The 26,650-nt window shown below is 37.4% G+C and carries 31 protein-coding genes, 1 tRNA gene and 1 riboswitch; of the genes, 6 read left to right on the top strand and 26 right to left on the bottom strand.

Annotation, left to right across the window (positions count from 1 at the left end; genetic code table 11):
• Positions 1–118 precede the first annotated feature (118 nt).
• The 4 genes from B3D94_RS08700 to B3D94_RS08685 form a co-directional block, all read right to left on the bottom strand.
• Positions 119–835, bottom strand: coding sequence for a peptidoglycan recognition protein family protein (locus tag B3D94_RS08700; RefSeq protein WP_069482255.1), 717 nt, complete (start codon positions 833–835; stop codon positions 119–121).
• Positions 832–1,092 (bottom strand): phage holin, encoded by a 261-nt coding sequence (locus B3D94_RS08695; protein WP_069482256.1) that lies wholly within the window; start codon positions 1,090–1,092, stop codon positions 832–834. Before B3D94_RS08695 ends, B3D94_RS08700 begins: the two co-directional genes overlap by 4 nt.
• Complete coding sequence (locus B3D94_RS08690; RefSeq protein ID WP_193832725.1) at positions 1,082–1,381, bottom strand: hypothetical protein; 300 nt, start codon at positions 1,379–1,381, stop codon at positions 1,082–1,084. Before B3D94_RS08690 ends, B3D94_RS08695 begins: the two co-directional genes overlap by 11 nt.
• Positions 1,382–2,127: 746 nt before the next feature.
• On the bottom strand, positions 2,128–3,237 hold the full coding sequence (locus B3D94_RS08685) for an acyltransferase family protein (protein WP_349679799.1): 1,110 nt from the start codon (positions 3,235–3,237) through the stop codon (positions 2,128–2,130).
• Positions 3,238–4,037: 800 nt separating this feature from the next.
• Here B3D94_RS08685 and B3D94_RS08680 point away from each other — a divergent pair.
• Together B3D94_RS08680 and B3D94_RS08675 are read left to right on the top strand one after the other, a co-directional pair.
• Entirely contained in the window at positions 4,038–4,550 is a 513-nt protein-coding gene (locus tag B3D94_RS08680) for a hypothetical protein (protein WP_291756705.1), read from the top strand.
• 101 nt (positions 4,551–4,651) lie between these two features.
• Positions 4,652–5,173 carry an SHOCT domain-containing protein gene (locus B3D94_RS08675; RefSeq protein ID WP_291756702.1) on the top strand — a complete coding sequence of 174 codons (522 nt, stop codon included), beginning with the start codon at positions 4,652–4,654 and terminating at the stop codon, positions 5,171–5,173.
• Between the two features lie 38 nt (positions 5,174–5,211).
• Here B3D94_RS08675 and B3D94_RS08670 read toward each other — a convergent pair whose 3' ends face one another.
• Positions 5,212–5,937: a hypothetical protein gene (locus B3D94_RS08670; RefSeq protein WP_069482261.1), complete on the bottom strand. Its 726-nt coding sequence runs from the start codon at positions 5,935–5,937 to the stop codon at positions 5,212–5,214.
• Between the two features lie 97 nt (positions 5,938–6,034).
• Here B3D94_RS08670 and B3D94_RS08665 point away from each other — a divergent pair, with 97 nt between their 5' ends.
• Positions 6,035–6,361: a DUF3139 domain-containing protein gene (locus B3D94_RS08665; protein WP_069482262.1), complete on the top strand. Its 327-nt coding sequence runs from the start codon at positions 6,035–6,037 to the stop codon at positions 6,359–6,361.
• 137 nt (positions 6,362–6,498) lie between these two features.
• Here the strand turns inward: B3D94_RS08665 and B3D94_RS23005 are convergent, their stop codons facing one another.
• The 4 genes from B3D94_RS23005 to B3D94_RS08645 form a co-directional block, all read right to left on the bottom strand.
• The gene (locus B3D94_RS23005) at positions 6,499–7,080 is read right to left on the bottom strand and encodes a peptidoglycan recognition protein family protein (RefSeq protein WP_414673983.1); all 582 of its coding nucleotides are present in this window, start codon (positions 7,078–7,080) and stop codon (positions 6,499–6,501) included.
• Between the two features lie 132 nt (positions 7,081–7,212).
• On the bottom strand, positions 7,213–7,443 hold the full coding sequence (locus B3D94_RS08655) for a hypothetical protein (protein ID WP_291756699.1): 231 nt from the start codon (positions 7,441–7,443) through the stop codon (positions 7,213–7,215).
• A gap of 49 nt (positions 7,444–7,492) precedes the next feature.
• On the bottom strand, positions 7,493–8,083 hold the full coding sequence (locus tag B3D94_RS08650) for a hypothetical protein (RefSeq protein ID WP_069482263.1): 591 nt from the start codon (positions 8,081–8,083) through the stop codon (positions 7,493–7,495).
• A gap of 333 nt (positions 8,084–8,416) precedes the next feature.
• Positions 8,417–8,490: transfer RNA gene (locus B3D94_RS08645), tRNA-Arg, on the bottom strand.
• A 223-nt stretch (positions 8,491–8,713) separates the two neighbouring features.
• On the opposite strand from B3D94_RS08645, the gene B3D94_RS08640 reads away from it, so the two are divergent.
• Positions 8,714–9,460: an SDR family NAD(P)-dependent oxidoreductase gene (locus tag B3D94_RS08640; RefSeq protein WP_291756695.1), complete on the top strand. Its 747-nt coding sequence runs from the start codon at positions 8,714–8,716 to the stop codon at positions 9,458–9,460.
• A gap of 76 nt (positions 9,461–9,536) precedes the next feature.
• Complete coding sequence (locus B3D94_RS08635; RefSeq protein ID WP_414673982.1) at positions 9,537–10,205, top strand: hypothetical protein; 669 nt, start codon at positions 9,537–9,539, stop codon at positions 10,203–10,205.
• A gap of 40 nt (positions 10,206–10,245) precedes the next feature.
• Here the strand turns inward: B3D94_RS08635 and B3D94_RS08630 are convergent, their stop codons facing one another.
• The 13 genes from B3D94_RS08630 to B3D94_RS08570 form a co-directional block, all read right to left on the bottom strand.
• On the bottom strand, positions 10,246–10,941 hold the full coding sequence (locus B3D94_RS08630) for a YqjF family protein (protein ID WP_291756691.1): 696 nt from the start codon (positions 10,939–10,941) through the stop codon (positions 10,246–10,248).
• Between the two features lie 59 nt (positions 10,942–11,000).
• Positions 11,001–11,174 carry a DUF2639 domain-containing protein gene (locus B3D94_RS08625; protein WP_175423066.1) on the bottom strand — a complete coding sequence of 58 codons (174 nt, stop codon included), beginning with the start codon at positions 11,172–11,174 and terminating at the stop codon, positions 11,001–11,003.
• Between the two features lie 100 nt (positions 11,175–11,274).
• On the bottom strand, positions 11,275–12,735 hold the full coding sequence (locus B3D94_RS08620) for a protein adenylyltransferase SelO (protein WP_069483399.1): 1,461 nt from the start codon (positions 12,733–12,735) through the stop codon (positions 11,275–11,277).
• A 124-nt stretch (positions 12,736–12,859) separates the two neighbouring features.
• Positions 12,860–13,363, bottom strand: coding sequence for a metallophosphoesterase (locus tag B3D94_RS08615; protein WP_291756686.1), 504 nt, complete (start codon positions 13,361–13,363; stop codon positions 12,860–12,862).
• A gap of 12 nt (positions 13,364–13,375) precedes the next feature.
• On the bottom strand, positions 13,376–13,969 hold the full coding sequence (locus tag B3D94_RS08610; protein WP_069482268.1) for an XTP/dITP diphosphatase: 594 nt from the start codon (positions 13,967–13,969) through the stop codon (positions 13,376–13,378).
• Between the two features lies 1 nt (position 13,970).
• On the bottom strand, positions 13,971–14,717 hold the full coding sequence (gene rph, locus B3D94_RS08605; protein ID WP_069482269.1) for a ribonuclease PH: 747 nt from the start codon (positions 14,715–14,717) through the stop codon (positions 13,971–13,973).
• Positions 14,718–14,848: 131 nt separating this feature from the next.
• Complete coding sequence (racE, locus tag B3D94_RS08600; protein ID WP_008179152.1) at positions 14,849–15,646, bottom strand: glutamate racemase; 798 nt, start codon at positions 15,644–15,646, stop codon at positions 14,849–14,851.
• A gap of 10 nt (positions 15,647–15,656) precedes the next feature.
• Positions 15,657–16,109, bottom strand: a complete 453-nt coding sequence (locus B3D94_RS08595) for a MarR family winged helix-turn-helix transcriptional regulator (protein WP_025114538.1) — start codon at positions 16,107–16,109, stop codon at positions 15,657–15,659.
• A 74-nt stretch (positions 16,110–16,183) separates the two neighbouring features.
• Positions 16,184–16,405, bottom strand: a complete 222-nt coding sequence (locus B3D94_RS08590) for a helix-turn-helix domain-containing protein (RefSeq protein WP_004226437.1) — start codon at positions 16,403–16,405, stop codon at positions 16,184–16,186.
• A 187-nt stretch (positions 16,406–16,592) separates the two neighbouring features.
• Positions 16,593–17,057, bottom strand: coding sequence for an acyl-CoA thioesterase (locus tag B3D94_RS08585; protein WP_069482271.1), 465 nt, complete (start codon positions 17,055–17,057; stop codon positions 16,593–16,595).
• A gap of 255 nt (positions 17,058–17,312) precedes the next feature.
• Positions 17,313–18,092 carry a succinate dehydrogenase iron-sulfur subunit gene (gene sdhB, locus B3D94_RS08580; RefSeq protein ID WP_025114536.1) on the bottom strand — a complete coding sequence of 260 codons (780 nt, stop codon included), beginning with the start codon at positions 18,090–18,092 and terminating at the stop codon, positions 17,313–17,315.
• A gap of 5 nt (positions 18,093–18,097) precedes the next feature.
• Positions 18,098–19,852 (bottom strand): succinate dehydrogenase flavoprotein subunit, encoded by a 1,755-nt coding sequence (gene sdhA / locus B3D94_RS08575; RefSeq protein ID WP_008179162.1) that lies wholly within the window; start codon positions 19,850–19,852, stop codon positions 18,098–18,100.
• 65 nt (positions 19,853–19,917) lie between these two features.
• On the bottom strand, positions 19,918–20,526 hold the full coding sequence (locus B3D94_RS08570; protein WP_008179164.1) for a succinate dehydrogenase cytochrome b558 subunit: 609 nt from the start codon (positions 20,524–20,526) through the stop codon (positions 19,918–19,920).
• Between the two features lie 272 nt (positions 20,527–20,798).
• Here B3D94_RS08570 and B3D94_RS08565 point away from each other — a divergent pair, with 272 nt between their 5' ends.
• A complete protein-coding gene (locus tag B3D94_RS08565; RefSeq protein WP_069482272.1) occupies positions 20,799–21,233 on the top strand; it encodes a YslB family protein in 435 nt (144 codons plus the stop codon).
• Between the two features lie 90 nt (positions 21,234–21,323).
• Here the strand turns inward: B3D94_RS08565 and B3D94_RS08560 are convergent, their stop codons facing one another.
• The 4 genes from B3D94_RS08560 to B3D94_RS08545 form a co-directional block, all read right to left on the bottom strand.
• A complete protein-coding gene (locus B3D94_RS08560; protein ID WP_291756653.1) occupies positions 21,324–22,550 on the bottom strand; it encodes an aspartate kinase in 1,227 nt (408 codons plus the stop codon).
• Positions 22,551–22,681: 131 nt separating this feature from the next.
• Positions 22,682–22,860: riboswitch (Lysine riboswitch) on the bottom strand.
• Between the two features lie 92 nt (positions 22,861–22,952).
• Positions 22,953–24,743 (bottom strand): excinuclease ABC subunit UvrC, encoded by a 1,791-nt coding sequence (gene uvrC, locus B3D94_RS08555; RefSeq protein ID WP_069482274.1) that lies wholly within the window; start codon positions 24,741–24,743, stop codon positions 22,953–22,955.
• A 119-nt stretch (positions 24,744–24,862) separates the two neighbouring features.
• A complete protein-coding gene (trxA, locus tag B3D94_RS08550; RefSeq protein WP_008179170.1) occupies positions 24,863–25,174 on the bottom strand; it encodes a thioredoxin in 312 nt (103 codons plus the stop codon).
• Between the two features lie 122 nt (positions 25,175–25,296).
• Positions 25,297–26,607, bottom strand: coding sequence for an amino acid permease (locus tag B3D94_RS08545; RefSeq protein ID WP_069483400.1), 1,311 nt, complete (start codon positions 26,605–26,607; stop codon positions 25,297–25,299).
• Positions 26,608–26,650: the final 43 nt, after the last annotated feature.

Below are 26,650 nucleotides of genomic sequence, written 5' to 3'. Positions count from 1 at the left end.
TCAACTATGTTTTTTACCCCGTCCCTTACTTAGAACGGGGTTAAGCTGGTTTGAGGTCATAAAATTAAATTTAACTATTAAAAAGCCCATTACCAATTAAGGTAAGGGGCATGTGCTGTTAAGCGCTACGTTGTGCAATAATGATTTTTAATCCTTCAAAATCACCATTTGTCATAGTACCATTATCGAATTTCTCCAACCAAGATTTATCAATCAATCCTTTATCGACTGCTTGTTGAATGTAATCACGTACTGCAGCTTTGGCGGTTGTGTTAGTGAATTTCATCGTATCATCATCCTCTACTATTTGTTGTTCTGATTCATTTGACTCCATAGCTTTTTTAATTCGGTTCAAGAAACTATTCCAACGACCCTCTGTTAATATACGGTGTGGGCAATACTTACCGTTCCAATCCTGATGCTTCTTCACTCGCTCAATGCCCCACCCAAACTGTTTTAAAAGCTTTGCAATGTATTGAACAGCGTTTTCCTCTGCAACTCCATAACGAACGCCTCCACTTTTGCTGTAGCAAATTTCGATACCAATAGAAAGGCGATTACCTTTCTTTAAAGCGTTAGGATCACTACTACCTCCGCCATCCCCACAATGCCAAGCGTTTCGATTAAAAGGTATTGCTTGAATAACCTCTTTATCATCTACAGCCACATGATATGAAACCTGATTGTTATTACCAATCATGTACGAAATTTCGTTAACTGCAGGCGCGTCATTGGCTGTATTGTGTACGGTAATGAATTGTGGTGCCATGATGAAAGGCGCCTTTATTGAATACTTGGTTGAAGGTAAAAGAGTTTGTTTGAATTTGTAGCTCATTTAACCTCACCCTTTGACCTGTCATATTTCAAGGCTCTTTCACTATCATTTATACCCGGCGTTGTTGGGTCACTCACTACTCCAAATAAAACCAGCAAAGCTAGTACAGTATTAAAAATATCGGTTACTTGATCATTATAAATTGTAGTATCAAAACCAAATAAAGTTCCAATTTGTTGAATTAATAACAACAACAATGAAAATGTTCCCACTAAGAATGGCTTATGTTTTAAACGTACTTTCCAATTAATTTTCATGTGCAATTCCCTCCATTTTATCCAAACGTTTATGAGCTTGTTTACTTGATTCCTCTACTCGAATTACACGCTCTGATAGCCCTGTAACACGCATTTCCTGTGCTTTAATATCAATTCTAATCGATTCGACACCTGCATTAATATTGTCTAATTTGGTTCGTATTACAGCCGAATCAGACGCATCATTTTTCACATCTTTATCTCGATTTCGATTATAGGTAAGTACAGTGATAACAGCACCTAACACTGTGCATAAAATACCTATTAAAGCTACTGTTTGACTGTCCATTACAACACCTCCTTTATACATAATAAAAAGCTACAGTCATATATTACTTGTAGCTTCTAATCTTTTAATATTTCTACTAACAATAATCCTAAACTTTTTTATTTTCGTTAATACGATCCATCCCTTTTTCATAGTATTCAGCTCGTAATTCAAAGACATTCCCAATTGCGCCTACTTTGTGATTGAGAGGCTCCTTCTATGTGAGCCTCTTTTTTACTGCATAAAAATAACGCTAGGCCTATGCCTGCGTCTGCTGTTCGTCCATTAATTTACATAGATTTGAATATTGTTCTAAAATGTTCCTCAACAATCTGGCCCGTTAGTTTACTATTGAAATTAATGCTAATCCTACAACCCCAATAAATAATATAACTGCATTCACAGTAACATTAAATGATCAGAAGATAAACCTCGTGAATATCGGTGGTGCTATCATCAATAAACACATAATTAATAGTGTGTTGCCAGTATCAGTAGGACAAACAGAAATATAATAACCCCCTTCCTCTGTTATCACAGTGAGGAATGAGGGTTATCATGTTCACTGGCATCCAATGTCAGTTCAAATAAACCATCGATGCTTTTCCTCACAACTGGTTTTCCTCTACAAACTAACGCCTCTGTTAAGGTTCTTCGTAGTTAGTGATTGATAGCATCTCATCACCTTCTTTCACAATAAAAATACGCTACTCGTTGTGAGTAGCGCTTACTGAACAATATGGAAAAAATAATCCATTATATTATATTTATAATTTAGTATTTGCAAACTTCATATAAAATAGTTTAATTCGTTCTTCGAGTTTTCCGTAAGTATAAACACCTACGATAGGTATCACCAATCCGGCAACCAGATACAAATACCACCAATCCCAGTTAGAAGAAGGGAATTGAGCAATCATGTATGTCTCTTTATGGTTTAATTTAACATCAATATAGTTAATCACTTTAAAAGCTAAGAAATGTAAAGCCATTATATGAAATGATTTTTCACCTAAATAAGCAAACATTTTAGATAAATATTTCACATTATTAATTAATTTTGCTGCATATAAAACCAAATAGATACCTGCGAAAGTAACAAAATAATATAGTAAGGAACTATTGCCAATTATTCCTGCAGCATAACTAATTTCTAAACCTCTCCGATAACTAACATAAAGAATTACAACAGAAATTATAGCTAAATACCATTTTAAAGGAACTTTGTTCCAATATAACTTTGCTAAAAATCCTACATACACAACAGGCATAACCAAAAAGGCAATATCGGCTCTCCATGCTAATTTTAGAGAATTTAGTGTAAGATATGCTCCAATTCCACCCAAAACAGCAGCGAAAATTAATGAATAAATCTCCTTTTTTATACCAGTTAACAATAACAATTGTGATGTGTATCTAATGACACAAAAAGTAACCATCGTCACTAATAAAGGAAAAATAAACCACATTGCTCCTGCCATTTCAACTGAATACATTGAATTTAAAAAGGCTTCAAATATCTTAGTAAGATGTTCGTTTCCTGAATATGCTTGTTTAGCATAAATCATAGGTTGGTCTATTACAGTACTATAAATATTCAATTTCAAAAATACGTTATGCAGTAAAATAAACACAATAACATATTTCATTGTTGGCCACCAAATGTCTTTTAATTTCCTACCTGTGTAAGTTAGAGGATCCGTAGAGTGTTTATCACTGTATAAGAATCCTGGTACAAAGAAGAAAATCGCTAAGTGGAAATAATTAATAATAAATAAAATCATAGGATTAGGTAGACCTGAATGACCTAATACTACTGTCATTATTCCTAGTCCTTTTACAATATCCCAATACCTATCTCTGTGTGTAACCGACATAAAATCCCGCATTTCTTTTTTACCTGTATTATATTACAAAATTAACAAAAGTTATAGAATGTATTTTTCCTATGTTGCTAAGTCTTACATAATAGCCAATTAATACATTTACATCATTTCAGGACCTACGCCATACCATACTTCAGCAACTCTTTTAATTCATGAAGGTGAGCATCCAAAAGTTATTCAAGCTCGTTTGGGGCATTCAAGTATTACCACAACAATGAATACCCAAGGTCATTTATTAGAAGAAACAGATCAAAGAGCTATCGCTCACTTTGATAAGCTTTTTAATAAGATTGAATCGGACAAAATATGGGCAAATTTTAAAGCTATTCACATTTGTGTATAAAAACAAAAAGCCTTACAACCGTTATGGCTGTAAGGCTTTTATTGACGTCCCAGGAGGAAGTATCCTATACCCCCGAAACGTTAGTATGACTGACTTTATATAAACTATTGTGTAGAAAATGTGTAGAAAATAATGCATAAGCTTTTTAGTTAATTAGGTAACTCACCCATAATGATGCCCTCGGAGGGTAAAAGTGCATAATATCAACGTTTCATAGGGTTATTGTGTAGCATTTGTGTTGCGACAATTAAACCTTGTTTTTTTGAACTTAAATTACTGCTCTAACTCTACTAGGAATCACACTCTTTATCAATAGGAAATTATCCATTTTTTTGGCTCAATAGAGTATATACTTATTAATAGATAACTAGATAAGTTGTTTGTTTTTTATATGTACAATTCTCCCATAATTTCCTACAATAGAATTATTGAGGGAGGATTTTAAACTATGAAAAAAATTTTTTATATTGGTGTTTTGTCAGCACTTTTACTAACTGCATGTGGAGAAGAAACTGCTCCTAAAGAAAATACTTCAACTACTGAACAAACTGATACGAACACTAAACAAGCTGATACAAATACTGAGGTATTTAATTGGCAGGATGAAATTTCAAAAATAGCTTCAAATTCTGATACTGCTGCTGATAAGTTTTATGCACTTGAAAAAATGTTAATGGAATATACTGCAACTGATTCAGAAATTAAAGAATTTTCAACATTTATTGTTGACGACTATAAATCTGGCAACTACCTAAGTGAAATCGATAATCATGAACGTATGTTAACAAACATTTTTAAATCTTATTACGTTGAGAAAGGTAGTGAAGGGGCAATAAAAGACTTCGCTTTCGATTACCTCCAGAACATGAAATATACATATCGTGGTGTCGATACTATAGATAGTGAAGCTGTAAAATCTAATGAAGAACAAATGAATGAAGCTCTTAAACAAATTCAATAATTTTCACAAGCTACTCAAATTAAAGGAGTAGCTTTTTATATGTTCTATTGGCAGGATTTTCTATAAAATGAGATTACAAATATCTGTAAGGGGTGCATGACATGGATACAATTGCAGAAACTATTAAATTTGCTGGCTTTGGTAAGAAGAAAGCAATGGCTAAACAAATTCAAATGTTTGATGATCGCTTAACGGATCAAGGTAAAACTCTACTTGCTGTATGTGCATCTGTTAAAGGCATCAAACAGCTTTATGTAACTGACCAACGTATTTTATTAAATGAAATCAAAGGGATTGTTTCAAACGATGAAAGAAGCATTCCTTTAGCTTCAATTAGCAGTATCAACATTTCTAATAAGCTTGTTTGCTCTAGTATCGAAATCGTATCTACAGGAAACAAAGCAATCATTGACGATGTGCCAGCGCATATTGCACTTGAAATAAAAAGTGGGATTGAGAACCTAAAGGCAATGACAAATACGTCAACGGCTCCTACTAGTAAAGTTGAAAAGGACATGTTTGATGTAGCCGATGAAATTCGAGAATTAAAGGATTTATTAGACGATGGGATATTAACGCAAGAAGAATTTGACGCGAAGAAAAAGCAACTTTTAGGAATTTAGAAAGAGACAAGCAATTTATAAGCTTGTCTCTTTTTTAGTTATATAGTTGTAACTTGTTTTATGTCTGCTTCTTTCTTGAAGTATGATGGTAGACTATAAGGTAAAACAATCATTCCAGCTGGATTAAAGACTTGAGCAGAATAAGGACCGTTCAGATATGCTTGCCATACTATTTTTGAACAATACGTAGGATCTAATTTATGTAACGTAGTAGTTATACCATAGCTATACTTTTTACCTTTGTAATTATTACTAGCCCAGTTAGCCGCTTGAGATGCATCATATGAAGAAGCAATTCTATATACTTCCGTTTTAACGTTTCCACCCTTACCTTTGCCGTATATTGAAACCCAAGTATCTAAACTAACTACGGTAGGATATGCACCTGGTCCAGAAATGTGTAAAATTTCTGATGTGCTAATTGCAATACCTGCATGTCCAGTTAACCCAGCTGAACTAGTACCATTAGAAATTAATATATCACCAGTTTTTAACGTGTAAGCCGCTAAAGTAGATATCGTCGGTTCATCTACTCCTGATGAAAAGGCTCCACCCTCGGAAGACTCCGTATTAATTGAAACCCATAAATCATAAGAGATATCTTCTCCTAGTATCCCTTCATTGACTAATTTTTCGTAGGTTTCATAACTTAAATCTGGTGCATTAGATAATTCTTCACTTGCACTTGCTTTCTCTCCACCAAAACTAAATAGTAAAGTAAATGATAAAACAAACAGCATGAAAAACGCTAACTTCTTGAACATCGTACCATCATCCTCTTTCCATTTGTAATTAGAACTCAACATATGTTAGAATTCTAATTACATTATATACCAAAAATAACCAAAAGGTGGTGTTATTTTGAAAATAACCAAATTTTTAACAATTTTGTTTTTAATAGTAATTTTTATTATAGCTGGTTATTCTTTTGTAAAATGGAAAGAACATGAGAAAACAGTTGACGAAGTTGATAATTTCTTAGAATCGCAAAATTACACGGTAGATATTAAATCAAAGAAAGCGAAATATAACTTCAAGACAGGAGATACTTACGTAATAGTCTTTTATAAAGATCTTCCGTCAATACGTTATGAATATTACTACAATTCACATCATAAAGAGGTACGTGGATATGCAGTATCTAATGAAAACAATGTAGAAGTAACAACAGATAAATATCTTCCTTAACGAAAAAAAGAATAATGGTAGATGTCTGTCCATTATCACTTAAACCTTTTTCTATGTAATAATTCCACTATATTTGTATATTGATAGTTTATAGAATGACCAGCTCAGCATAAATTCAGCTTTGCTGGTCATTGTTGTTAAGCGCTACGTTGTGAAATGATAATTTTCAAACCTTCAAAATCACCGCTTGTCATAGTACCATTATCGAATTTCTCCAACCAAGATTTATCAATCACCTTTTTGTCTACGGCTTGTTGAATGTAATCACGTACTGCAGCTTTTGCGGTTGTGCTTGTGAATTTCATCGTATCATCATCCACTACAATTTGTTGTTCTGATTCATTTGATTCCATAGCTTTTTTAATACGGTTCAAGAAACTATTCCAACGGTCTTCTGCCAATATACGGTGCGGGCAATACTTGCCGTTCCAATCTTGGTGCTTCTTCACTCGCTCAATACCCCATCCAAACTTTTTTAAAAGCTTTGCAATGTATTGAACAGCGTTTTCCTCTGCAACCCCATAGCGTACACTACCACTTTTGCTGTAACAGATTTCAATACCAATAGAAAGACGATTACCTTTCTTTAAGGGGTTAGGATCGGAACTACCTCCACCGTCCCCACAATGCCAAGCGTTACGGTTGAATGGTATAGCTTGAATTACCTCTTTATCATCAATAGCAACGTGATAAGAAACCTGATTGTTATTGCCAATCATGTACGAAATTTCATTGGCTGCAGGTGCGTCATTGGCTGTATTGTGAAGTGATTTATTGAGGCACCATTGTGTATGGCACCTTGATTGAATACTTGCTTGCTGGCAAAAAGGTTTGTTTAAAAGTGTAAGCCATTACTGCTCACCTTCTTTTTTTGCCGCCTTTAACAAATCAAATGTACCTGGCGCTATTAAACCTGGAATAAACCCAGCCATTAACATGACATACATTGAATATTCAGCTAACGGCCATAAAACCAAACCAATAAAAATACCAATCACTACCGATGTGATTGGCATGTACTGTGTATTAAGGTTAAATGTCTTTTTTAGTACCTCTGAAACTGCTAATACAATTGCGGCCATGATTGCTGCTACAGTAAAAATGCGCCGAGTCTTGAGTCAACATTACTTTTTATATACTTGTTCCATCCGTAAAGATTATGGATTTAATTTTGTAATTAAATGTCATATTCTCAAATGGCAAATTATAAAAACGCATATCTGCATCTTTGAATTGATTTAAATCAACAGCAGTATTGAAGTTTGTAGAACCATTTGCAGGAATAACATCCCACTCGTATTTGAAATCTAATGTGTATACTAATTCACCAAACATATCATAAAAATATGTTTCTGCTAAAAATCCTTTAATGTCTTTATCTGTATGGTTAATATATTTCAAAATAAAATTTAATTCATATCCATATACATTATGATCAATACTTGGGTCTCTAGGAATAACATCTTCTAAAACCAATGTCAAAGATGTATTTAAATGATTATCTTCAGCAATTTCTTCATTATTGGAAATTTTCTCGATACTTTCAACATCTTGATTTGATGTTTCTGCTTTTTCTTTTTCCTCTTGATTTAAAGTTTCTACTTTTTCTTGTTCCTTCTCACCTGATTTATCAACACTTTCTTCTTTTTGATTACATGCTGATAAAATTAAAACATAAAATAAACTTAGTAATAAAAATAACTTTATATTACTCTTTTCCATAATAATTCCTCCAAATATGTATTAATCTATATGGTATCATAAATAGGAAATTTCACTCAATACTAAATAATCATTTTTAATGTCTTATAGTACTAATCAAATTCAAAAAATGTCATCCAAATAAATTAAAATAACTATATAAGAAGAAAATCTTACACCTATTTCGTTTATAAATATTCCTATACACATCACTATTTCCAGTGAATTGAAGATAGATCCAATCACACTAACACTTTTAATTTGGGCACCTCTTGGGCACCAAATAGTGAATTATACAATCATGAATAAAAAGAAAGAGCCTTACAGCCGTTATGGCTGTAAGGCTTTTATTGACGTCCCAGGAGGGATTCGAACCCCCGACCGACGGCTTAGAAGGCCGTTGCTCTATCCTGCTGAGCTACTGAGACATGATGTCGTTTCTTATGTATTTCATAGGAAGGACAATATTTATTATATGTATTTTATGGCGTAATGTCAACATTAATTTTACTATGTAGGCAAGGTTTCCCTCATCTATGTTTTATCCTATGTTTTAGCCATATAGATTATACCACTTTTTTGCCTTATCGATAGGTCGAACATGAAAATTTTTGTTAAAATATTGGCTAGAAATCAATGGGAGGTATGTAGATGTTTAAGGATGCTGTTGTAGTTGTTACTGGTGGTGCACAAGGAATAGGCAAAGGCATTGTGCTGGCGTATGCACGACTGGGTGCGAAGGTGGTCATTGCTGATATAAATAAGGGATTAGGTCAGCAATTAGAGAAGGATTTGCTCGATCAGGGCTTCTCTGTCATCTTTGTTCATACGGATGTGGCGAAGGAACAGGATATTGTTTCATTGATGCGACGAGCGGTAGTACAATATGGGACGATTCATATATTCATTAATAATGCTGGAAAGTTTCGACATATATCCCCTTATGATATTACGTGGGAGGAGTGGAATGATCTCTTGCAAACGAATTTAACGAGTGCCCTTTTCTGTGCAAGGGAGGCTGCGAAAGTGATGAGGCACAATGCCAAAGGTGGCTCGATTGTATGTCTAGCCTCTACACGGGCTGAAATGTCTGAGCCTTTTACTGAAGCCTATACCGCTACAAAAGGTGGGATTGTGGCATTGACTCATGCTTTAGCACGATCGTTTGGTCCTGATCAGATCACTGTGAATTGTATTTCGCCTGGGTGGATTGAGACTGGCAATTATGAGGAGCTTCGTCCGATTGACCATGCCCAGCATTTGTCTGGGAGAGTGGGTGTGCCAGAGGATATTGCTCAAGCATGTCTTTATTTAACAAATCCGTTGAATGATTTTGTTACGGGCATTAACTTAACGGTCGACGGTGGGATGACGAAGAAAATGATGTACGAGGATTGATGCTATACCTCCTCCCTTTGCCTTCTTTGCTTTCATACATAGAGCGACCCGAGAGTATGCTAGTGTAGGAAAAAGAATGAAAAGGAGTGAAGTTTTGTACCCTTATTCAAATGGGTTTTCATTAAGCCAGTCGTATCAATCACCCTCTACGCAATACACAGCACCAATTCGTCACTTTTTACGTTCTTCTGATAATCGACGCTGTATTAGTAAAGCTGAGGCGGATTATATGGCGATGAATCGGTTACTGTGGATGGAGCATGTGAATTGGACACGGATGACGATTATTAGCATCGTTTTCAATTTGCCGGATTTACCCTTTGTACAACAGCGTTTGTTACGAAATGCAACCGATTTAGGTAATTGCCTCCGTCCCTTTTATGGTGACTCTATAGCGGATCGATATGCAGCTTTAATTAAAGAGCATCTTGTTATTGCAGCTCAGTTAGTGACTGCTGCTACTAAAGGAGATACTGCAACGGCTGAGGCAAAAGAAAGAGATTGGTATCGTAATGCAGACGATATTGCACAATTTTTGCATACGATCAATCCTTATTTAAGTATAGAGGCCGTACAAAAGATGTTTTATATGCATTTGGCTTTAACAAAGAATGAAGCCGTGTCCATGATCCAAAAAGATTATCAAGCCGACGTGGACATATTTGATGACATTGAGGCGGAGGCACTTGCCATGTCAGATATGATTGCCGGCGCTATTGTCATGCAATTTTGTTATCTCTTTTAAAATAAAAACAGGTTTTTCTCTCACTTACAAAAAACAAGGTCTAATTTTGGTTAGATCTTGTTTTTCGTTGTTCAATCACTGGAGGAAAAACTTTTGCCTCTTTTTTCTTTGCATAATGTGCAATGGGTCGTGTCCCCTGGAAGGTTCCCTTCATAAAAGAAGCTAACGTATTGCTTTGTATCTTTACTTCAGCCTGTCGTAATTCCCACGGTGTATGTTGAATATCAATACGAAATAATGTCTCGTTCCATATTGCCCATGAATGATAACGCTCTACAAGCCATTGGTCAAAATTAGTTTGAGTGTTGTCCCCTATTGTATAAGACACCCTCAATCTTTCATCCAACGTTTTGTAATAGCTTGTATAGGCGTTGTCGTTGTCGTTGTCCTTTTGCTTTCCTACAATTTTTGAATATCGATAGGGTAAACTGACTAATGCCGTTATTTTTGAGAAGACATAATTGGTCACATCTAAATGAAAAAAATAAATTCCTTTCTTGCCCTCATACTCAACATATGTTCGTACATTCAATTGTAAGGAAGTATTCAAGCCAGGAATGGGTGGTAGAAATCGCAAGCGATGCCCATGGACTTTAAAAAGAACCGCACTCACCCAGGCATCATCTGCGAATAGATCTAGCGTCATTTCTGGAGGTATATGTTTTTCTAGTTCTGGGGGTGAGACTGGCCAATGTAAAAATAGGACATCCTGCCAAGTCTGTGCTATCATCCACATAGTAAAACTCCTTTCTATTCTCATTTTTTCCTAGAAAGGAGTTATTCAAACAACAAAGGCTATTTTTGATCCTGCTCAGCCGCTTCTCTTTCTACATAGCGATAATATAAATTTCGTAATTCAGATTCTTTAAATAACCCTAGATGACTTTTAAGTTGTGGATGTACTAAAATGCCATGTGTTCGTAACTCTTTTACAAACCAACCTTTTGAATATTTATGCACCGAATCCATTCTCCTTTACCTTTATTCATACATAGCGTATGCGCTTGGTTTGTGTAGGGTGCCATTGCACAATAAAAAAACGAGAGGAGAAATTCCTCTCGTTGTCTTCTTATGTGCCACAAAAAGTCCGATATGGTTGACTAGACGGATCTGGTAATGAAGCATATTCCTGTTGTTCATTCGTGTGGGCAAAGGGATGGGTCAGAGCTGTCATTAAGTTATTTATCACACTATAGTCTCCCCGCTCTACAGCTGCTTCCAATGCTTCCTCCACCCTATGATTACGTGGAATAACAGCGGGATTATGTTGGCGCATTAATTGTTGTGACATGTCTTTTGTTTGTGACTGTCTTGCTAATCGTGCAAGCCATTTTTGATGCCAGTCTTTAAATGCTGACGACTTCCATAACGAGGTTTTTTCGATTTGGTCAAAACTTAGGGCAATGAACGTATTGGTATAATCCGCTTTGTCCTGTTGCATGAGCTGTAAAAGTTCTTCTATAAGCTTCATATCCTCTTGCTCTTCATCAAATAATCCTAATTTTGCTCGCATTCCTTTCAGCCAGTTTTGAACGTACAACTGAGGGTATTGTTCTAAGGTAGCTTGAGCAAGTTCAATGGCCTGCTCTTGATTTTCATGAATTAAGGGAAGTAACGCCTCTGCCAAGCGTGTTAAGTTCCAACCACCAATGTTTGGCTGGTTACCGTACGCATAACGCCCTTGTCGATCAATTGAACTGAACACTGTTGCTGGGTCATAGGCATCCATAAAGGCACATGGCCCATAATCAATGGTTTCCCCACTAATGGTCATATTATCGGTGTTCATGACCCCGTGAATGAAGCCCACTAACTGCCACTTTGCTATAAGAGATGCTTGTTTTTTAATGACTTCCTGCAATAAATAAAGATAGCGATTCATGTCACCGTATTGATTTGGGAAATGCCGTTCTATTGCATAATCTGCTAAGATCTGGAGTTCTTCGTCTGTACCCCATTGTGCTGCATATTGAAAGGTCCCTACCCGTAAATGACTGCTGGCAACTCTCGTAAGGATAGCACCAGGTAGATCAGTTTCACGGATAATCGTTTCACCTGTGCTCACTACCGCTAAACTTCGGGAAGTGGGAATCCCCAACGCAAACATCGCTTCACTAATAATGTACTCCCTAAGCATTGGCCCCAATGCGGCTCGTCCATCTCCGCCACGTGAATAAGGTGTTCTGCCAGACCCTTTTAGCCCGATATCCATACGCTCATTAGAGGGTGTTATTTGCTCACCATATAAAAGTGCCCTTCCATCACCTAACATATTAAAATGCCCAAACTGGTGTCCTGCATAAGCCTGCGCAATAGGAATACTATCCTCAGGGGATTTATTACCGGCTAATATGGCTAGGCCCTCTTCGCCTTTTAAAGCTTGACTATTTAATCCTAGTGATGCAACAACCGCTTCATTTAACAAGACTAATTTGGGTGAGCGAACAGGGTTTAACGTCATATCGGAATAAAAAATACTTGGAAGTTGAACATAGCTATTGTCCATATTCCAGCCAATTGTCTTTTCCATATTTTCTCCTTTGTTACCTTTTCCATTTATTTTTTCCACTTCAACATCATTCATTCCTAGTCAATTTTACCACCCAATATAAAAATCCGCTTACTTTAAGAGTAATGCGGATTTTTAAGTCGTATTAATTTCGTTGGAAAGTATGACTTGATATACATTGTTGATCATCCGTCAAAAATTCCACTGTAAAAGTCGAATCTACTATTTCTAGCACAGCAAAGCTTTTTTCTTTGCGACCCCGTGGCTTTAATAAGCTTCCTGGATTAATAAATAAAATATGATCCATCATTTCAGCCCCGAGAATATGAGAGTGACCAAAACAAACTATTTGGGCATTCAATTCTTTTGCCCGATAGGTTAAAGACAGCATAGAACTTTTTACATTAAATAAATGACCATGAGTCACCAAGATTTTTACACCATCGACCGTAAAAATTTCTTCCTCAGGAAAAGATTCCTCCCGATCACAGTTCCCTCGTACTTTTTTCATTTCTTTTAATGCATCATGCACATAAGGAAGCTCACTATCACCACAATGTATGCGAACATCTATTTCAGGATAAAAATTTCTGACCTTGTCGATCACATGACTGTCGCCATGTGTATCGCTCATGATAAGTATTTTCATGAATACCACCTCTTATTTAATAAGATTCGGCAATTGCTCCTTCAACTTACGAATAGCATTGCCTCGGTGAGAAATGGCGCCTTTTTCTTCTGGCGTAAGCTCAGCCATCATACGATCAAGACGTGGAACAAAGAAGATTGGATCATAGCCAAAGCCATTCGTACCACGTTTCTCGTGTGCAATCACGCCCTCGCAAGTACCAAATACAGTCGTCGTTTCAAAATCTGGACCTGCAATAGCAATACAGCAGCAGAATCGAGCGGTACGTTTGCCATCTTCTACACCTTGTAGGTTTTCTAACAGCTTCACCATATTAGCTTCATCATCATGATCCCCAGCATAACGTGCAGAGTGGACCCCTGGCTCACCATTTAATGCATCTACTGCTAAACCACTATCATCAGCAATAACAATGGTACCAAGATTTTTCGCTAGGGCTTCTGCCTTTAAGATTGCATTTTCTTCAAAAGTTGTACCTGTTTCTTCTATCTCCATGTCTGGTGCTACTTCAAACATTGTGACAACTTCATAACCAAGTGGGCCAAATAATACTTCGAAATCTTTAGCTTTTCCTTTATTTTTTGTTGCGATCACTACCTGTTTCATACTATTTCCCTCCGACCATGTTTGCTTGTTCAGCAAGCGCTGCTTTTTGGAGCTCAACTAATTGCTGGATGCCTTTTTCACCTAATGCTAGTAAATCATTCAATTCTTCACGAGAGAATGTTGCTTCCTCGCCAGTACCTTGTAATTCTACAAAGCGACCTGCACCTGTCATAACAATATTCATATCAACAGCAGCAGCCACATCTTCTACATAATTTAAATCTAAAACAGCACCCTGTTCTTCTACAATACCTACACTAGTTGCGGCTAAAAAATCAGTTACAGGAAACTTCACGAACGGCTTTTCTTCCGCAAATTTAGCAATTGCCTGTGTCATCGCAACAAATGCTCCTGTAATGGAGGCTGTACGAGTGCCACCATCTGCTTGAATCACATCACAATCGATCCATACTGTACGCTCTCCAAGCGCCTCCAAATCGACCACAGCACGTAATGCACGCCCAATTAGACGTTGAATCTCCATCGTACGTCCATTGACCTTCCCACGAGATGATTCACGTGGTGTACGTTGAGCTGTTGCACGAGGTAACATCGAATATTCAGCTGTGATCCAGCCTTTCCCTTGCCCGCGTAAAAAGCCAGGAACTTTGTCTTCGATTGTTGCTGTACAAATTACTTTTGTATTTCCTACTTGAATTAAGACCGAGCCCTCTGGGTGTAGTAAATACTCACCATCCATTTTTACAGGTCGTAGTTCATCTGCCATTCTTCCATCAAATCTTGTCATATTTATTGTTCCTCCTAAAAACTTTCGCGCCCTCATCTTATCATAATTTATTTCTTCAAAAAAGTACTCAATGATTATGTAAAATGCTGAAAACGGCAAAAATCAGCCTAGCCCATTGCTAAGCTGATTTTTTATTTTAATGTAATGCGTTTTATGTCGAGAGTACCTTGCTCCAACCAATTTTCAGCGATTGAACGGAAAATTGGAACAGAACCAGTTGCAAAAAATTTATGAGCAGGCACTGTATTTGCATTTGCTAAAGTGCCATTATAAGCTAGCATTTCTTGAACATCCTTTGCTGTTTCTTCCGCAGAAGATAAAACATTCACTTCATCTCCTACGACAGCTTCAATTTGTTTTTGTAGAATAGGGTAATGTGTACACCCTAAAATAACCGTATCAAATTGTTGATTTTTCAACGGCTTTAAGCCTTCTGCTATTAACTTCGTCGCAAATTCACCTTTATACTCGCCACTTTCTACAAGTGGAACGAAAGTTGGACAGGCTAGTGGAATAATGTGTGTTGACGTATTAAGTGACAGTAAGGCCTCTTCATATGCACCACTTTTAATTGTTCCTTCTGTTGCAAGCACAACGACTTCATGTCGCTTCGTTTTCTTTACAGCTGCACGTGCGCCAGCATTTATAACGCCTAGTACCGGAAAAGGCATATTTCTTTGTAAACTTTCGAGTGCTACTGCAGTCGCTGTATTACAAGCAATAACGAGCATCTTAACATTCATTTTTTCTAGCGCTTTCGCCATTTGCCAAGTGAAGTTCCGTACTTCCTGACGGCTTCTTGGACCATATGGACACCTTGCTGTATCGCCAATATAATAAATTGTTTCGTTTGGCAATCGCTTCATAATTTCTTTTGCTACGGTTAACCCGCCTACTCCTGAATCAATAACGCCTATCGGGGCATTCATACTTTCCGCCTCAATCCTGTTTCATGTGTACATGTAGTTTTTCTAGGTAGCTTGATAATTGCGCGACTTCTTGCTCATTAAAACCAACAAGCATCTCTTGCAAATATTGCTGTCTTTTTTCTATAACCTCTTGAATAATACGTTCGCCCTTTTCGAGAAGATGAACAACAACGACACGGCGGTCATTTTCATCACGCATACGCTTGACTAATTCATTTTTCTCCATCCGGTCCACTAAATCTGTTGTCGTGCTAAAAGCTAAATATAAACGGTTTGATAATTCGCCAATTGTAATATCACCAAGCTCTTCTAACCACTGTAATGCAACAAATTGTGGCGGCGTAATCGCATAGTCGGAAACAATTTCTCTTCCCTTTTGCTTCACGATGGCCGCTATATAGCGTAATTCCTTTTCAACCGTTGCAACGGTTTCAGGTGAGTGTTTTGTTACTTCATCCGACATATAACTATTTCACTCCTAAAAATACGTTGAATAGTTCTATTTTGTCGTTTTTTTCACGAAATAGCAAGTGTCCATTAGTCTAATTTAAATTCTTCTAAGCGTAACAGCTCAATTAACGCCTGAGATCGATTTGTTACACCTAGCTTTTGAATTGTATTGGAAATGTGATTTCGCACTGTTTTTTCACTAATACCAAGCTGCTCTGCAATATCTCTCGTTGTTTTTTCAGCTAATAAAAGCGCAAATATTTCACGTTCTCGGTTTGTTAATAGAGAACGATGATGAGAGCCATTCATTCAGTTACACCCTCCTCCCCCGCACGTATTGTAACTTATGTTAAGGGGCTTGAAGCGGTGACGGCTATTTGCATGATTATTACATGTTTCCTTAAAAATTTCGGAAATTGCTTCGACATTTTCATAAATTTTATGTAAAACATAATTCCTACTATTCTCATAATTATTTATGGTATAGCCCTACTCACTAATTAGGGATAATTTCCAGACTAATCAAATGCGCTCTTTCCTCTTTAGAAATCGGTACACTTTTGCCTGTTCGAGGGTCCATTTGCACAATTGTTCCTCGACCTGTGAAGCAAACTTCGTCCCTTTGATTTTTTGCTAAATAATGAATATCCATTGATGAACTTCCAACTTTCGCTATCTTTGTGTAAATTCGTAGCACGTCATCAAAGAAAACCTGCTTTACATAATCACATTGTAAATCAGCTACAATCGGTATACTCTTCACATTCTCATCAGCTACAGATGGCATTAAAATACCTAAATGTCTGAAATAATCAATTCTCGCCTGTTCAAAATATGTAAAGCTTACAGTATTATTCATATGCCCATACATATCTGTTTCTGAAAATCGTACACGTACCTCACTATAAAAGGAAAAACCCTTTTCCCACTCTTGTAAATCTTCAATATAACTTGCTTTCATAATAACACCATCCCCTACAATTAATTTGCCATCTTTTTTAGTCTGGTTCAGACAGCCCATAAGTAATGAATACAAATTCATTATAAAAGAAAATGCTATATTATCATAGGAAAAACCAAAATTCCCTTATTTTATTGCTAAATCTCTTTTTTGACATAGTATGGTTTTCCTTAAAACATGCTAACTATGTTTATATCACTATAAAAAACTCCCCCACACTAAGTGTAAGGGAGTTGGGAGTCAGCTTGTCCGATATTAGTCTACGAAGTGGTCAGAACCGAAGAAGTTACGGAACATTTGCACTGTAGTAGCACGGTTTAATGAAGCGATTGATGTTGTTAAAGGAATACCTTTTGGACATGCAGCAACACAGTTTTGAGAGTTACCACAGTTTGCAAGGCCACCATCGCCCATAATAGCATTTAAACGTTCATCTTTAATCATTGCACCAGTTGGGTGAGTGTTGAAAAGACGTACTTGTGATAATGGAGCTGGCCCGATGAATGAAGCTTTTTCAGACACGTTTGGACATGCTTCCATACATACACCACAAGTCATACATTTAGATAATTCATAAGCCCATTGACGTTTACCTTCTGGCATACGTGGACCTTCACCTAAATCATAAGTACCATCGATCGGTACCCATGCTTTCACTTTTTTAAGCGCGTTGAACATACGTTCACGGTCAACTTGTAAGTCACGAATAACAGGGAATGTTTTCATTGGCTCCAATTTAATTGGCTCAGTCAATTGGTCAACAAGTGTTGAACATGATTGACGTGGACGGCCATTAATAACCATTGAACATGCACCACAAACTTCTTCTAAACAGTTCATATCCCATGATACTGGCGATGTATTTTCACCATTTTCAGTAACAGGATTTTTTTGAATTTCCATTAAAATAGAAATTACGTTCATACCATGACGGTAAGGCACTTGGAATTTTTGCCAATAGCTATTGCCGCCCTGTGTATCTTGACGTAGGATTTCAACTTTAACCATTCTTCCAGTATTAGCTGAGATTTGCATAACTTTTAGTCTCCTTTCGCAGAGTAGTCGCGTTTACGTGGTGGGATTAAAGAAACGTCGACTTCTTGGTACGTGATGATTGGATTACCAGTAGTTGGATCAAACTTCGCCATTGTTGTTTTCAAGAATTGCTCGTCATCACGGTTAGGGAAATCAGGTTTATAGTGCGCACCACGAGATTCATTACGTAATAATGCACCTTTTGTCATTACTTTCGCAAGCACTAACATATTTTTAAGCTGACGTGTAAAGTGTGCGCCTTGATTACTCCATTTTTGCGTATCGTTGATGTTGATGTTGTTCCAACGCTCAGTAAGGTCATCTAGTTTTTTCAATGTATCTTCAAGCTGATCATTGTAACGTACTACAGTCATTGTAGCAGTCATCATTTCACCAAGCTCTTTATGCAGTAAGTAAGCGTTTTCTGTGCCTTCCATTTTCATGATAGCATCCCATTTCGCTTGTTCTTCTGTTACGCGAGCATCGTAAATCTCTTGTGGAATATCTTCTGCATGCTTTTTAAGATGTTTTACATAATCTACTGCGTTTGGTCCTGCAACCATACCGCCATAGATAGCAGATAATAATGAGTTCGCACCAAGACGGTTTGCCCCGTGTTGAGAGTAATCACACTCACCTGCTGCAAATAGACCAGGAATTTCAGTCATTTGGTTGTAGTCAACCCATAATCCACCCATTGAATAGTGAACTGCTGGGAAAATTTTCATAGGTAATTTACGTGGGTCATCTCCTACGAATTTTTCGTAGATTTCGATGATACCACCAAGTTTAACGTCCAACTCATGTGGATCTTTATGAGAAAGATCTAGGTATACCATGTTTTCGCCATTGATACCAAGTTTTTGGTTTACACAAACGTCGAAAATTTCACGTGTTGCAATATCACGTGGCACTAAGTTACCGTAAGCTGGGTATTTTTCTTCTAAGAAGTACCAAGGTTTACCGTCTTTATAAGTCCAAATACGACCACCTTCACCACGAGCTGATTCTGACATTAGACGGTTTTTGTCATCTCCAGGAATCGCTGTAGGGTGAATTTGGATGAACTCACCATTCGCATATGAAGCACCTTGTTGGTAAACGATAGAAGCAGCAGAACCTGTGTTAATAACAGAGTTTGTTGTTTTACCGAAAATAATACCAGGGCCACCAGTCGCCATAATAACAGCGTCTGCACGGAATGATTTAATTTCTTCTGTACGCATATCTTGCGCTACGATACCACGGCACACGCCGTCTTCATCGATAATAACACCAAGGAATTCCCAGTGCTCATATTTATTTACTAAACCAGCTACTTCATGAGAACGAACTTGCTCATCAAGCGCATATAGTAATTGTTGACCAGTTGTTGCACCAGAGAAAGCTGTACGGTGCATTAAAGTACCGCCAAAACGACGGAAATCTAATAATCCTTCTGGTGTACGGTTGAACATAACACCCATACGGTCCATTAAATGGATAATGCCAGGTGCTGCATCACACATACCCTTAACTGGTGGTTGGTTCGCTAAGAAGTCCCCACCATATACTGTATCATCAAAGTGGATCCATGGAGAATCCCCTTCACCTTTTGTATTTACTGCACCATTAATTCCGCCCTGCGCACAAACAGAGTGTGAGCGTTTTACAGGAACTAATGAGAATAAATCAACTTCAGTACCAACTTCAGCTGCTTTAATCGTTGCCATCAGACCGGCAAGACCACCGCCGACAACAATTACTTTGCTTTTCGCCATGATTATTTCTCACTCCTCTTAAAAAATTGCAATGATTGCATGTGCTCTATCGTAGCTCTATTGAATTATACGAAAGCTAAAATAGCAGCCACACCAACTACACTTAGAATTACGAAAATAATGTTTGTTACGTAAGTAGCAATCTTTTGAGACTGAGGAGATTGTACAATACCCCAGCTTACTAGGAATGCCCATAAACCGTTAGATAAGTGGAAAGTTGCTGATAAAATACCAACAATGTAGAATCCAAGCATGAATGGATTAGCAACAATATTCGCCATCATGTCGTAATCAACGTGTGTGCCAAGTGCTTTTTGAATACGAGTTTGGAAAATATGCCATGCAATGAAAATCACTAGGAATACACCAGTGAAACGTTGTAATGAGAACATCCAGTTACGGTATGTGCTGAAACGTCCTGTGTTTGGTGAAGCAGTGAATGCAATGAACACTCCATAAAATGCATGGAACATCAATGGAATATAGATGACAATCCATTCAACTAGGATAAGGAATGGAATCTTTTCCATTACTGCGGTAGCATCGTTATAACTATCTGCCCCGCCTGTTGCTGTAAAGTTAATGAACAGGTGCATCGTTAAAAACAGACCTACTGGAATGATCCCAAGTAGAGAATGTAAGCGACGCCATAAAAACTCTCGATCTTTCGACAAGACTGTTACCCCCCTTAGTACTTAAAATAGCACAACAAAAGAAGTCATCATTTTGTAAATGATACTTCATTGACTGTGTATTTCATCATGGTACAATATTATGACATGTTTATTGTACTCTCAAGAGCTACGAGCGTCAAGGCAACTCGGAGTTTTTCATAGAGCTTATTAAAGAACTAATCTAGTGCATAATGCGTCGTTTTTTCTCGAAAAATCTACCATTACTTTATTAACGTTAAATTATAAGAAAATTCTAAGAAAGAAGGATAACAATGTTAAACACTCCATCTCCTACAATCTCATCCTTTGGTTATGAGATCATTCGCGATCATATTCTATCTTCTGTACTCGGTAAACATGAGGATGATGTCCTTTATTGGGCAGGGAAAGAGCTTGCGCGTAAGTTTCCATGTAAAAGTCAAGACGAACTAATCGCATTTTTCGCAGATGCCTGCTGGGGTACATTAGAGCTAATGAAAGAATCAAAGGACGGACGTATTTTCCAGTTGACAAACGACCCTGAAATATTGCAAATCAAACAACGTAGCTTCAGACTTGAGGCAGGATTTATTGCTGAACAGATTCAGCTAGCTAAAGGCTATTTGACAGAATGCTATGATGAAAAACGTGAAAAGCAAAATTACGTTATGTTTACAGTCAAATGGGACGTGAAGGAACGAATTATGCATACAATTCCAACAGAGTAACAAAAAAGGATTGTCTCCCCATTCAATAAACGGGATGACAATCCTTCCTTTTATTTCGGACAATTACAGAAAATGCTGTTTCTTCTATTATTATATGTAAAGAGCCTGCTCTAAATTAAATTCATCATGCAGTGCATTTGCTGCACGAATCATTTCATCCTGCGGTACTACAACAGACACTTTAATTTCTGAGGTGCTCACCATCTTCACAGGGATATTTTCACGACGTAAACGATCGAACATGCGAGCAGCGACACCTGGATTCGAGACCATACCGGAGCCAACTATTGAAACTTTCGCTAATCCAATTTCGAAATCAGCAAAGCTAAAGCCAAGTGATACTTTACTATCCTCTAAAACACGTAAAGCTTCTGCAAATTCTTCTTTCAAAATCGAAAAGGACACAGTTGGTTTTAATCCATCAATGATTGCTTGAACAATGATATCCACGTTGATGCGATTTTCAGCAAGAGTTGAAAATATATCCGCTAATGAAGCATGTGAATAAGCATCATACCCAATTGTTAAACGAATAACATCTGATTCAAAGGCAACACCACGCACTACTAAATTTTTCTCCATCTCTACTTCCTCCTTCAATAAAGTACCTACTGACTCCACTAAACTAGAGCGTATGATCACTGGCATTTGGAACTTTTTAGCTAACTCCACTGCACGTGGATGAATGATGTGTGATCCTAAATGTGCTATCTCTAACATTTCATCATAGGAAATTTCCTGTAGTTTTTGTGCCTTTACAACAAAGCGTGGATCTGCTGTATACACACCATCAACATTCGTGTAAATGTCTGTCCGCTCAGCATCTAATGCAACAGCAAGTGCAACGGCTGTCGTTTCCGTTCCACCTTTCCCAAGCGTTGTTATATTTTGGTCATTGTCAATGCCTTGATCTCCAGCAATAACGACGATTTGTCCTTGCAGCAAATGCTCATCGATACGGCTAACATCGATATGATTGATCCTTGCATGACTATGCATATGATCCGTGTAAATGCCAGCCTGCCAGCCTGTTAGTGACACCGCATTATAGCCAGCTTCTTGTATTGCAATGGCAAACACGGAGCTGGATAACTGAGAGCATGAAGATACAGCTGCATCTAATTCACGTTTTGACACATCATCCGTGAAATGAAGTACGCTCATTTTCACATCCTGTATCGTTTGTCTCATCGCACCAACTACTACTACCACATCGAAACCTCTATCTCTTTCAGCAATTGCTTTTCGAGCAGCCTCTTGAATTTGTTCGGGCGATGCTAAAGCAGCCCCTCCAAATTTCATCACTATTCTAGACATTTCTTTTGCTCTCCTTCCCAGTCATGTAATTCACCTAAAATAAGGTGTAAAACTGCCTCTAGAAAACTAAAAAGGCAGCCTTCACAAAACGTGAAAGCTGCCTATAACATGTACAATAACAAAACTTGCGCATGTGTGATAGCTCTCCGAAACGTTTAGAATCGACAGTCTTACATTTTTTAAATGCAAAACCAGTACAACAGCGGAAACAACAATGCTGTACTTCGGCAAGCTCCCCTTTCACGCAATGTCTTAGGATTTGTTCATCCTCTTTTGCGCTACTTTTGAATCTTGCACCTCTATCATCACCTTAAAAGTGATTATATTAAATTTTTCCGCCCTCATCTAACAAGTGGGCTGTTAACATTGGATCACAATGTTATTTACAACCTTAGCATATGTCTATTCCTTTGACAATGACTCCTGCTGAAAATAGGCATAAATCTGATTTGCTAAATTAGCTGGCATCCCTGCTTCCTGTAAAGCAAGCTCACTAGCCTCACGTATTTTCTTCACGGAACCAAAGTGTTTCAGTAACTGCTGCTTTCGTTTTGGACCGACACCTTCAATTTGGTCCAACACAGATTGGATAGCATGCTTTTCATGCTGTTGGCGCAAGAAGGTAATCGCAAAACGATGGACTTCATCTTGTATTCGTTGTAATAAATAAAAACCGTCACTTGTGCGTTTTAAAGCAATGACCTCGGGTGGATCACCAAACAATAGCTGGGATGTATTATGCTTGTCATCCTTTGCTAAACCAGCAATAGGTATAACTAGTCCTAGTTCATCCTCTAATACTTCACGGGCAACTTCCATTTGACCTTTACCACCATCAATTAGCACTAAATCTGGTAATGGAAGACCTTCCTTCAAAACACGAATATAGCGTCGACGAATTACCTCTTGCATAGCACCATAATCATCATGCTTGGCTGCTGTACGGGTTTTATATTTGCGATATTCCTTTTTGGCGGGTTTCCCATCAATGAAAACAACCATTGCAGATACGGCGTCTGTTCCATGCATATGACTATTATCAAAAGCTTCAATTCGTAATGGTGTCGTTATGCCCATGGCATCACCAAGTGCCTCGCATGCACCAATAGTACGTTCTTCCTGTCGTTCGATAAGCTGGAATTTAGCGGACACTGCAATTTCAGCATTTTTCGTCGCTAAATCTACCAACTCCTTTTTTTGACCTCTTTTTGGCGTAAGAACTTTGATACCTAATAATTCCGTTAAAATGGCACCATCAATTGCTTGCGGAATAAAAACTTCTTTTGGCTTAATATGTTCTGGTTTTTCATAAAATCGTCCCACAAATGTTAGGAACTCTTCCTCTGCATCTTGATAGATCGGGAAAATAGAAACATCCCGCTCAATCAGCTTACCCTGCCGAACGAAGAAAACCTGAACACACATCCACCCTTTTTCCACAGCATAGCCAAAGACATCGCGGTTAGTAGTGTCACTTGATACTATTTTTTGCTTCTGCATAACCGTATCGATATGGGCAATTTGATCACGAAACTCCTTAGCTCGTTCAAACTCTAAGTTTTCGGCAGCCGCAAGCATTTTTACTTCAAGCTCTTTTTTGACTGCTTCCACACCGCCGTTAAGAAACTTCGTCATATCCTCAATCATTTCCTGGTAAACATGACCCTCAATTTCTTTCACACAAGGTGCTATACATTGACCCATATGATAATACAAACAAACTTTTGAAGGTAGTTGCACACATTTTCTTAATGGATATAAACGGTCCAACAGCTTCTTTGTTTCACTTGCCGCATAGGCATTGGGATACGGTCCAAAATATTTAGCCTTATCCTTTTTTACTTTACGTGTCGTAATTAGACGAGGATGTTTTTCATTCGTAATTTTTAAATATGGATACGTCTTATCATCTGTTAACATGACATTATATTTTGGATCATGCAGTTTGATGAGATTCAGCTCTAAAATGAGTGCTTCAATATTTGATGATGTCACGATATACTCAAAATCTTCTATTTCGCTTACAAGTCTTTGCGTTTTACCTTCATGTGTTCCTGTAAAGTAAGAACGAACACGATTTTTCAGTACCTTCGCTTTACCGACATATATAATTGTCCCCTGTCGATCCTTCATCAAATAGCAGCCAGGCTGGTCTGGTAGAATATCCAGTTTACGCTTGATTAAATCGTTCATTACCTACCTGCCCCCTACGTAAGATTCCCCTCAATGAATCATTTTTTCTTTCTTTATTATATAACGAAAAAAAGCCGAACACATCAATTGATGGTCCGGCTTTTTGTGAACTTCATTCATTACGCATGTTTTGCGATAAATGCTTCTAAAGCTTCTTTCGGTTGGAAGCCTACAGTTTTGTCAACTAATTCTCCATCTTTAAATAATAATAATGATGGGATTGACATGATTTGGTACTCAGCAGCAGTACCTTGGTTATTATCTACGTCAACTTTTACAATTTTAGCCGCACTACCTGCAGCGTCCATTTCTTCAAGAACTGGCCCAATCATTTTACAAGGTCCGCACCAAGCAGCCCAAAAGTCCACTAATACTAAACCTTCTTTAATATCGCTTTGGAACGTAGCATCTGTTGCATGTACAATTGCCATTTGAAATCCTCCTTAAACTTACTATGATTGTAGTATAGCATGGATAAATTCACTTGAGCGAACAATCTGCCTGTAATGTATTTTTTATGAAAATCCATGTCGAAATATTAAACGCTATCGATTTATTGATGACGGCCTTTCCATAAATAAGTTAACGTAATGAAAATATAGATTGCTAATGTAATACTCGTCACGATTATTGAAGTGGTAAAAATAATCCCAATTAAGATCGTACTCAACGCTATGATTGCTATCCAAGTAGTATAAGGATACCATTTCACTTCATACACACTTGAGTTGGCTGACTGTTTTTTTCTTGACTTTAGATGGGCTATTGCAATAATTAACCATATAAATAATACCGTATATCCAAGTGACCCCATTAGAAAGTCAAACGTCTTGCTTCCAGCATATAACGAAAGGATGACACCTAAATACAATGCTAATGTACACATCAAAATCGCATATACGGGAACATTTCTTTTGGATAATTGAGCAAAGATTTTAGGGACACGACCGTCTACCGCTTGCGTATAAAGTACACGTGATGAACCATAAAGGCCCGAATTCATCGAAGAAATAATGGCAAGTAAAACTACAGCATTCATAATATGATCCGCACCAGGAATTCCAATCATTTTAAATACCATTACAAATGGACTTTCTGGTACTCCATTCACTTCATTCCAAGGAATCAAACTAACGATAATAAAGAATGGCAGTAAATAGAAAGTAACAATACGGATTAATGTACTGCGCACAGCTTTTGGTACTACCTTTTCAGGATTTTTTGTTTCAGCTAATGTAATCCCAATGATTTCAGTCCCACCATAGGAATAGATCACCACAAGCATAGCTGCAATTAATCCCATTGATCCATTTGGGAAAAAACCACCGTGCGAAGTTAAGTTAGAAAAACCAACAGCACTATGATGCCCAAATGAGACAAGCAATAAAATTAGGCCTGCAATAATAAATACAATAATAACTGTAATTTTAATCAATGCTAGCCAATATTCTGTTTCAGCAAAAATCTTCACAGATAACAGATTAATAGCTGTCACTAGTACCGAGACAGATAACGCCAATATCCAAATTGGGTATTCTGGTAACCAATATTGAATAAAAATAGCAGCCACTACAGATTCTGCAGCAATATTTAATACCCACATCTTCCAATAAATCCAATCTAAAAAATAAGCTGGATATTTACCTAACACGGATTCAACTAAATCTCTAAACGTTCTTGCCTCTTTATTGCGGACTGCCATTTCTGCAAGACCTTGCATAACAAATAATAAAATAATGCCCCCTAATAAATAGGCTATGAGCACCGATGGACCTGCCATATCGATGGCTGCACTACTTCCTTTAAATAATCCTGCGCCAATAGCACCACCTAATGCCATCATCGTAATGTGACGCGAGGTCATTGTTCGTTTTAATTGTTGTTGATTGTTCTTTTCCACTTTCTTA

Origin of the sequence: Lysinibacillus sp. UBA5990, assembly GCF_002429815.1 — a bacterium.
Taxonomy (GTDB): Bacteria; Bacillota; Bacilli; order Bacillales_A; family Planococcaceae; genus Lysinibacillus; species Lysinibacillus fusiformis.
The sequence above is the reverse complement of the archived record's forward strand: the minus strand, read 5'-3'. Positions and strand labels throughout refer to the sequence as shown.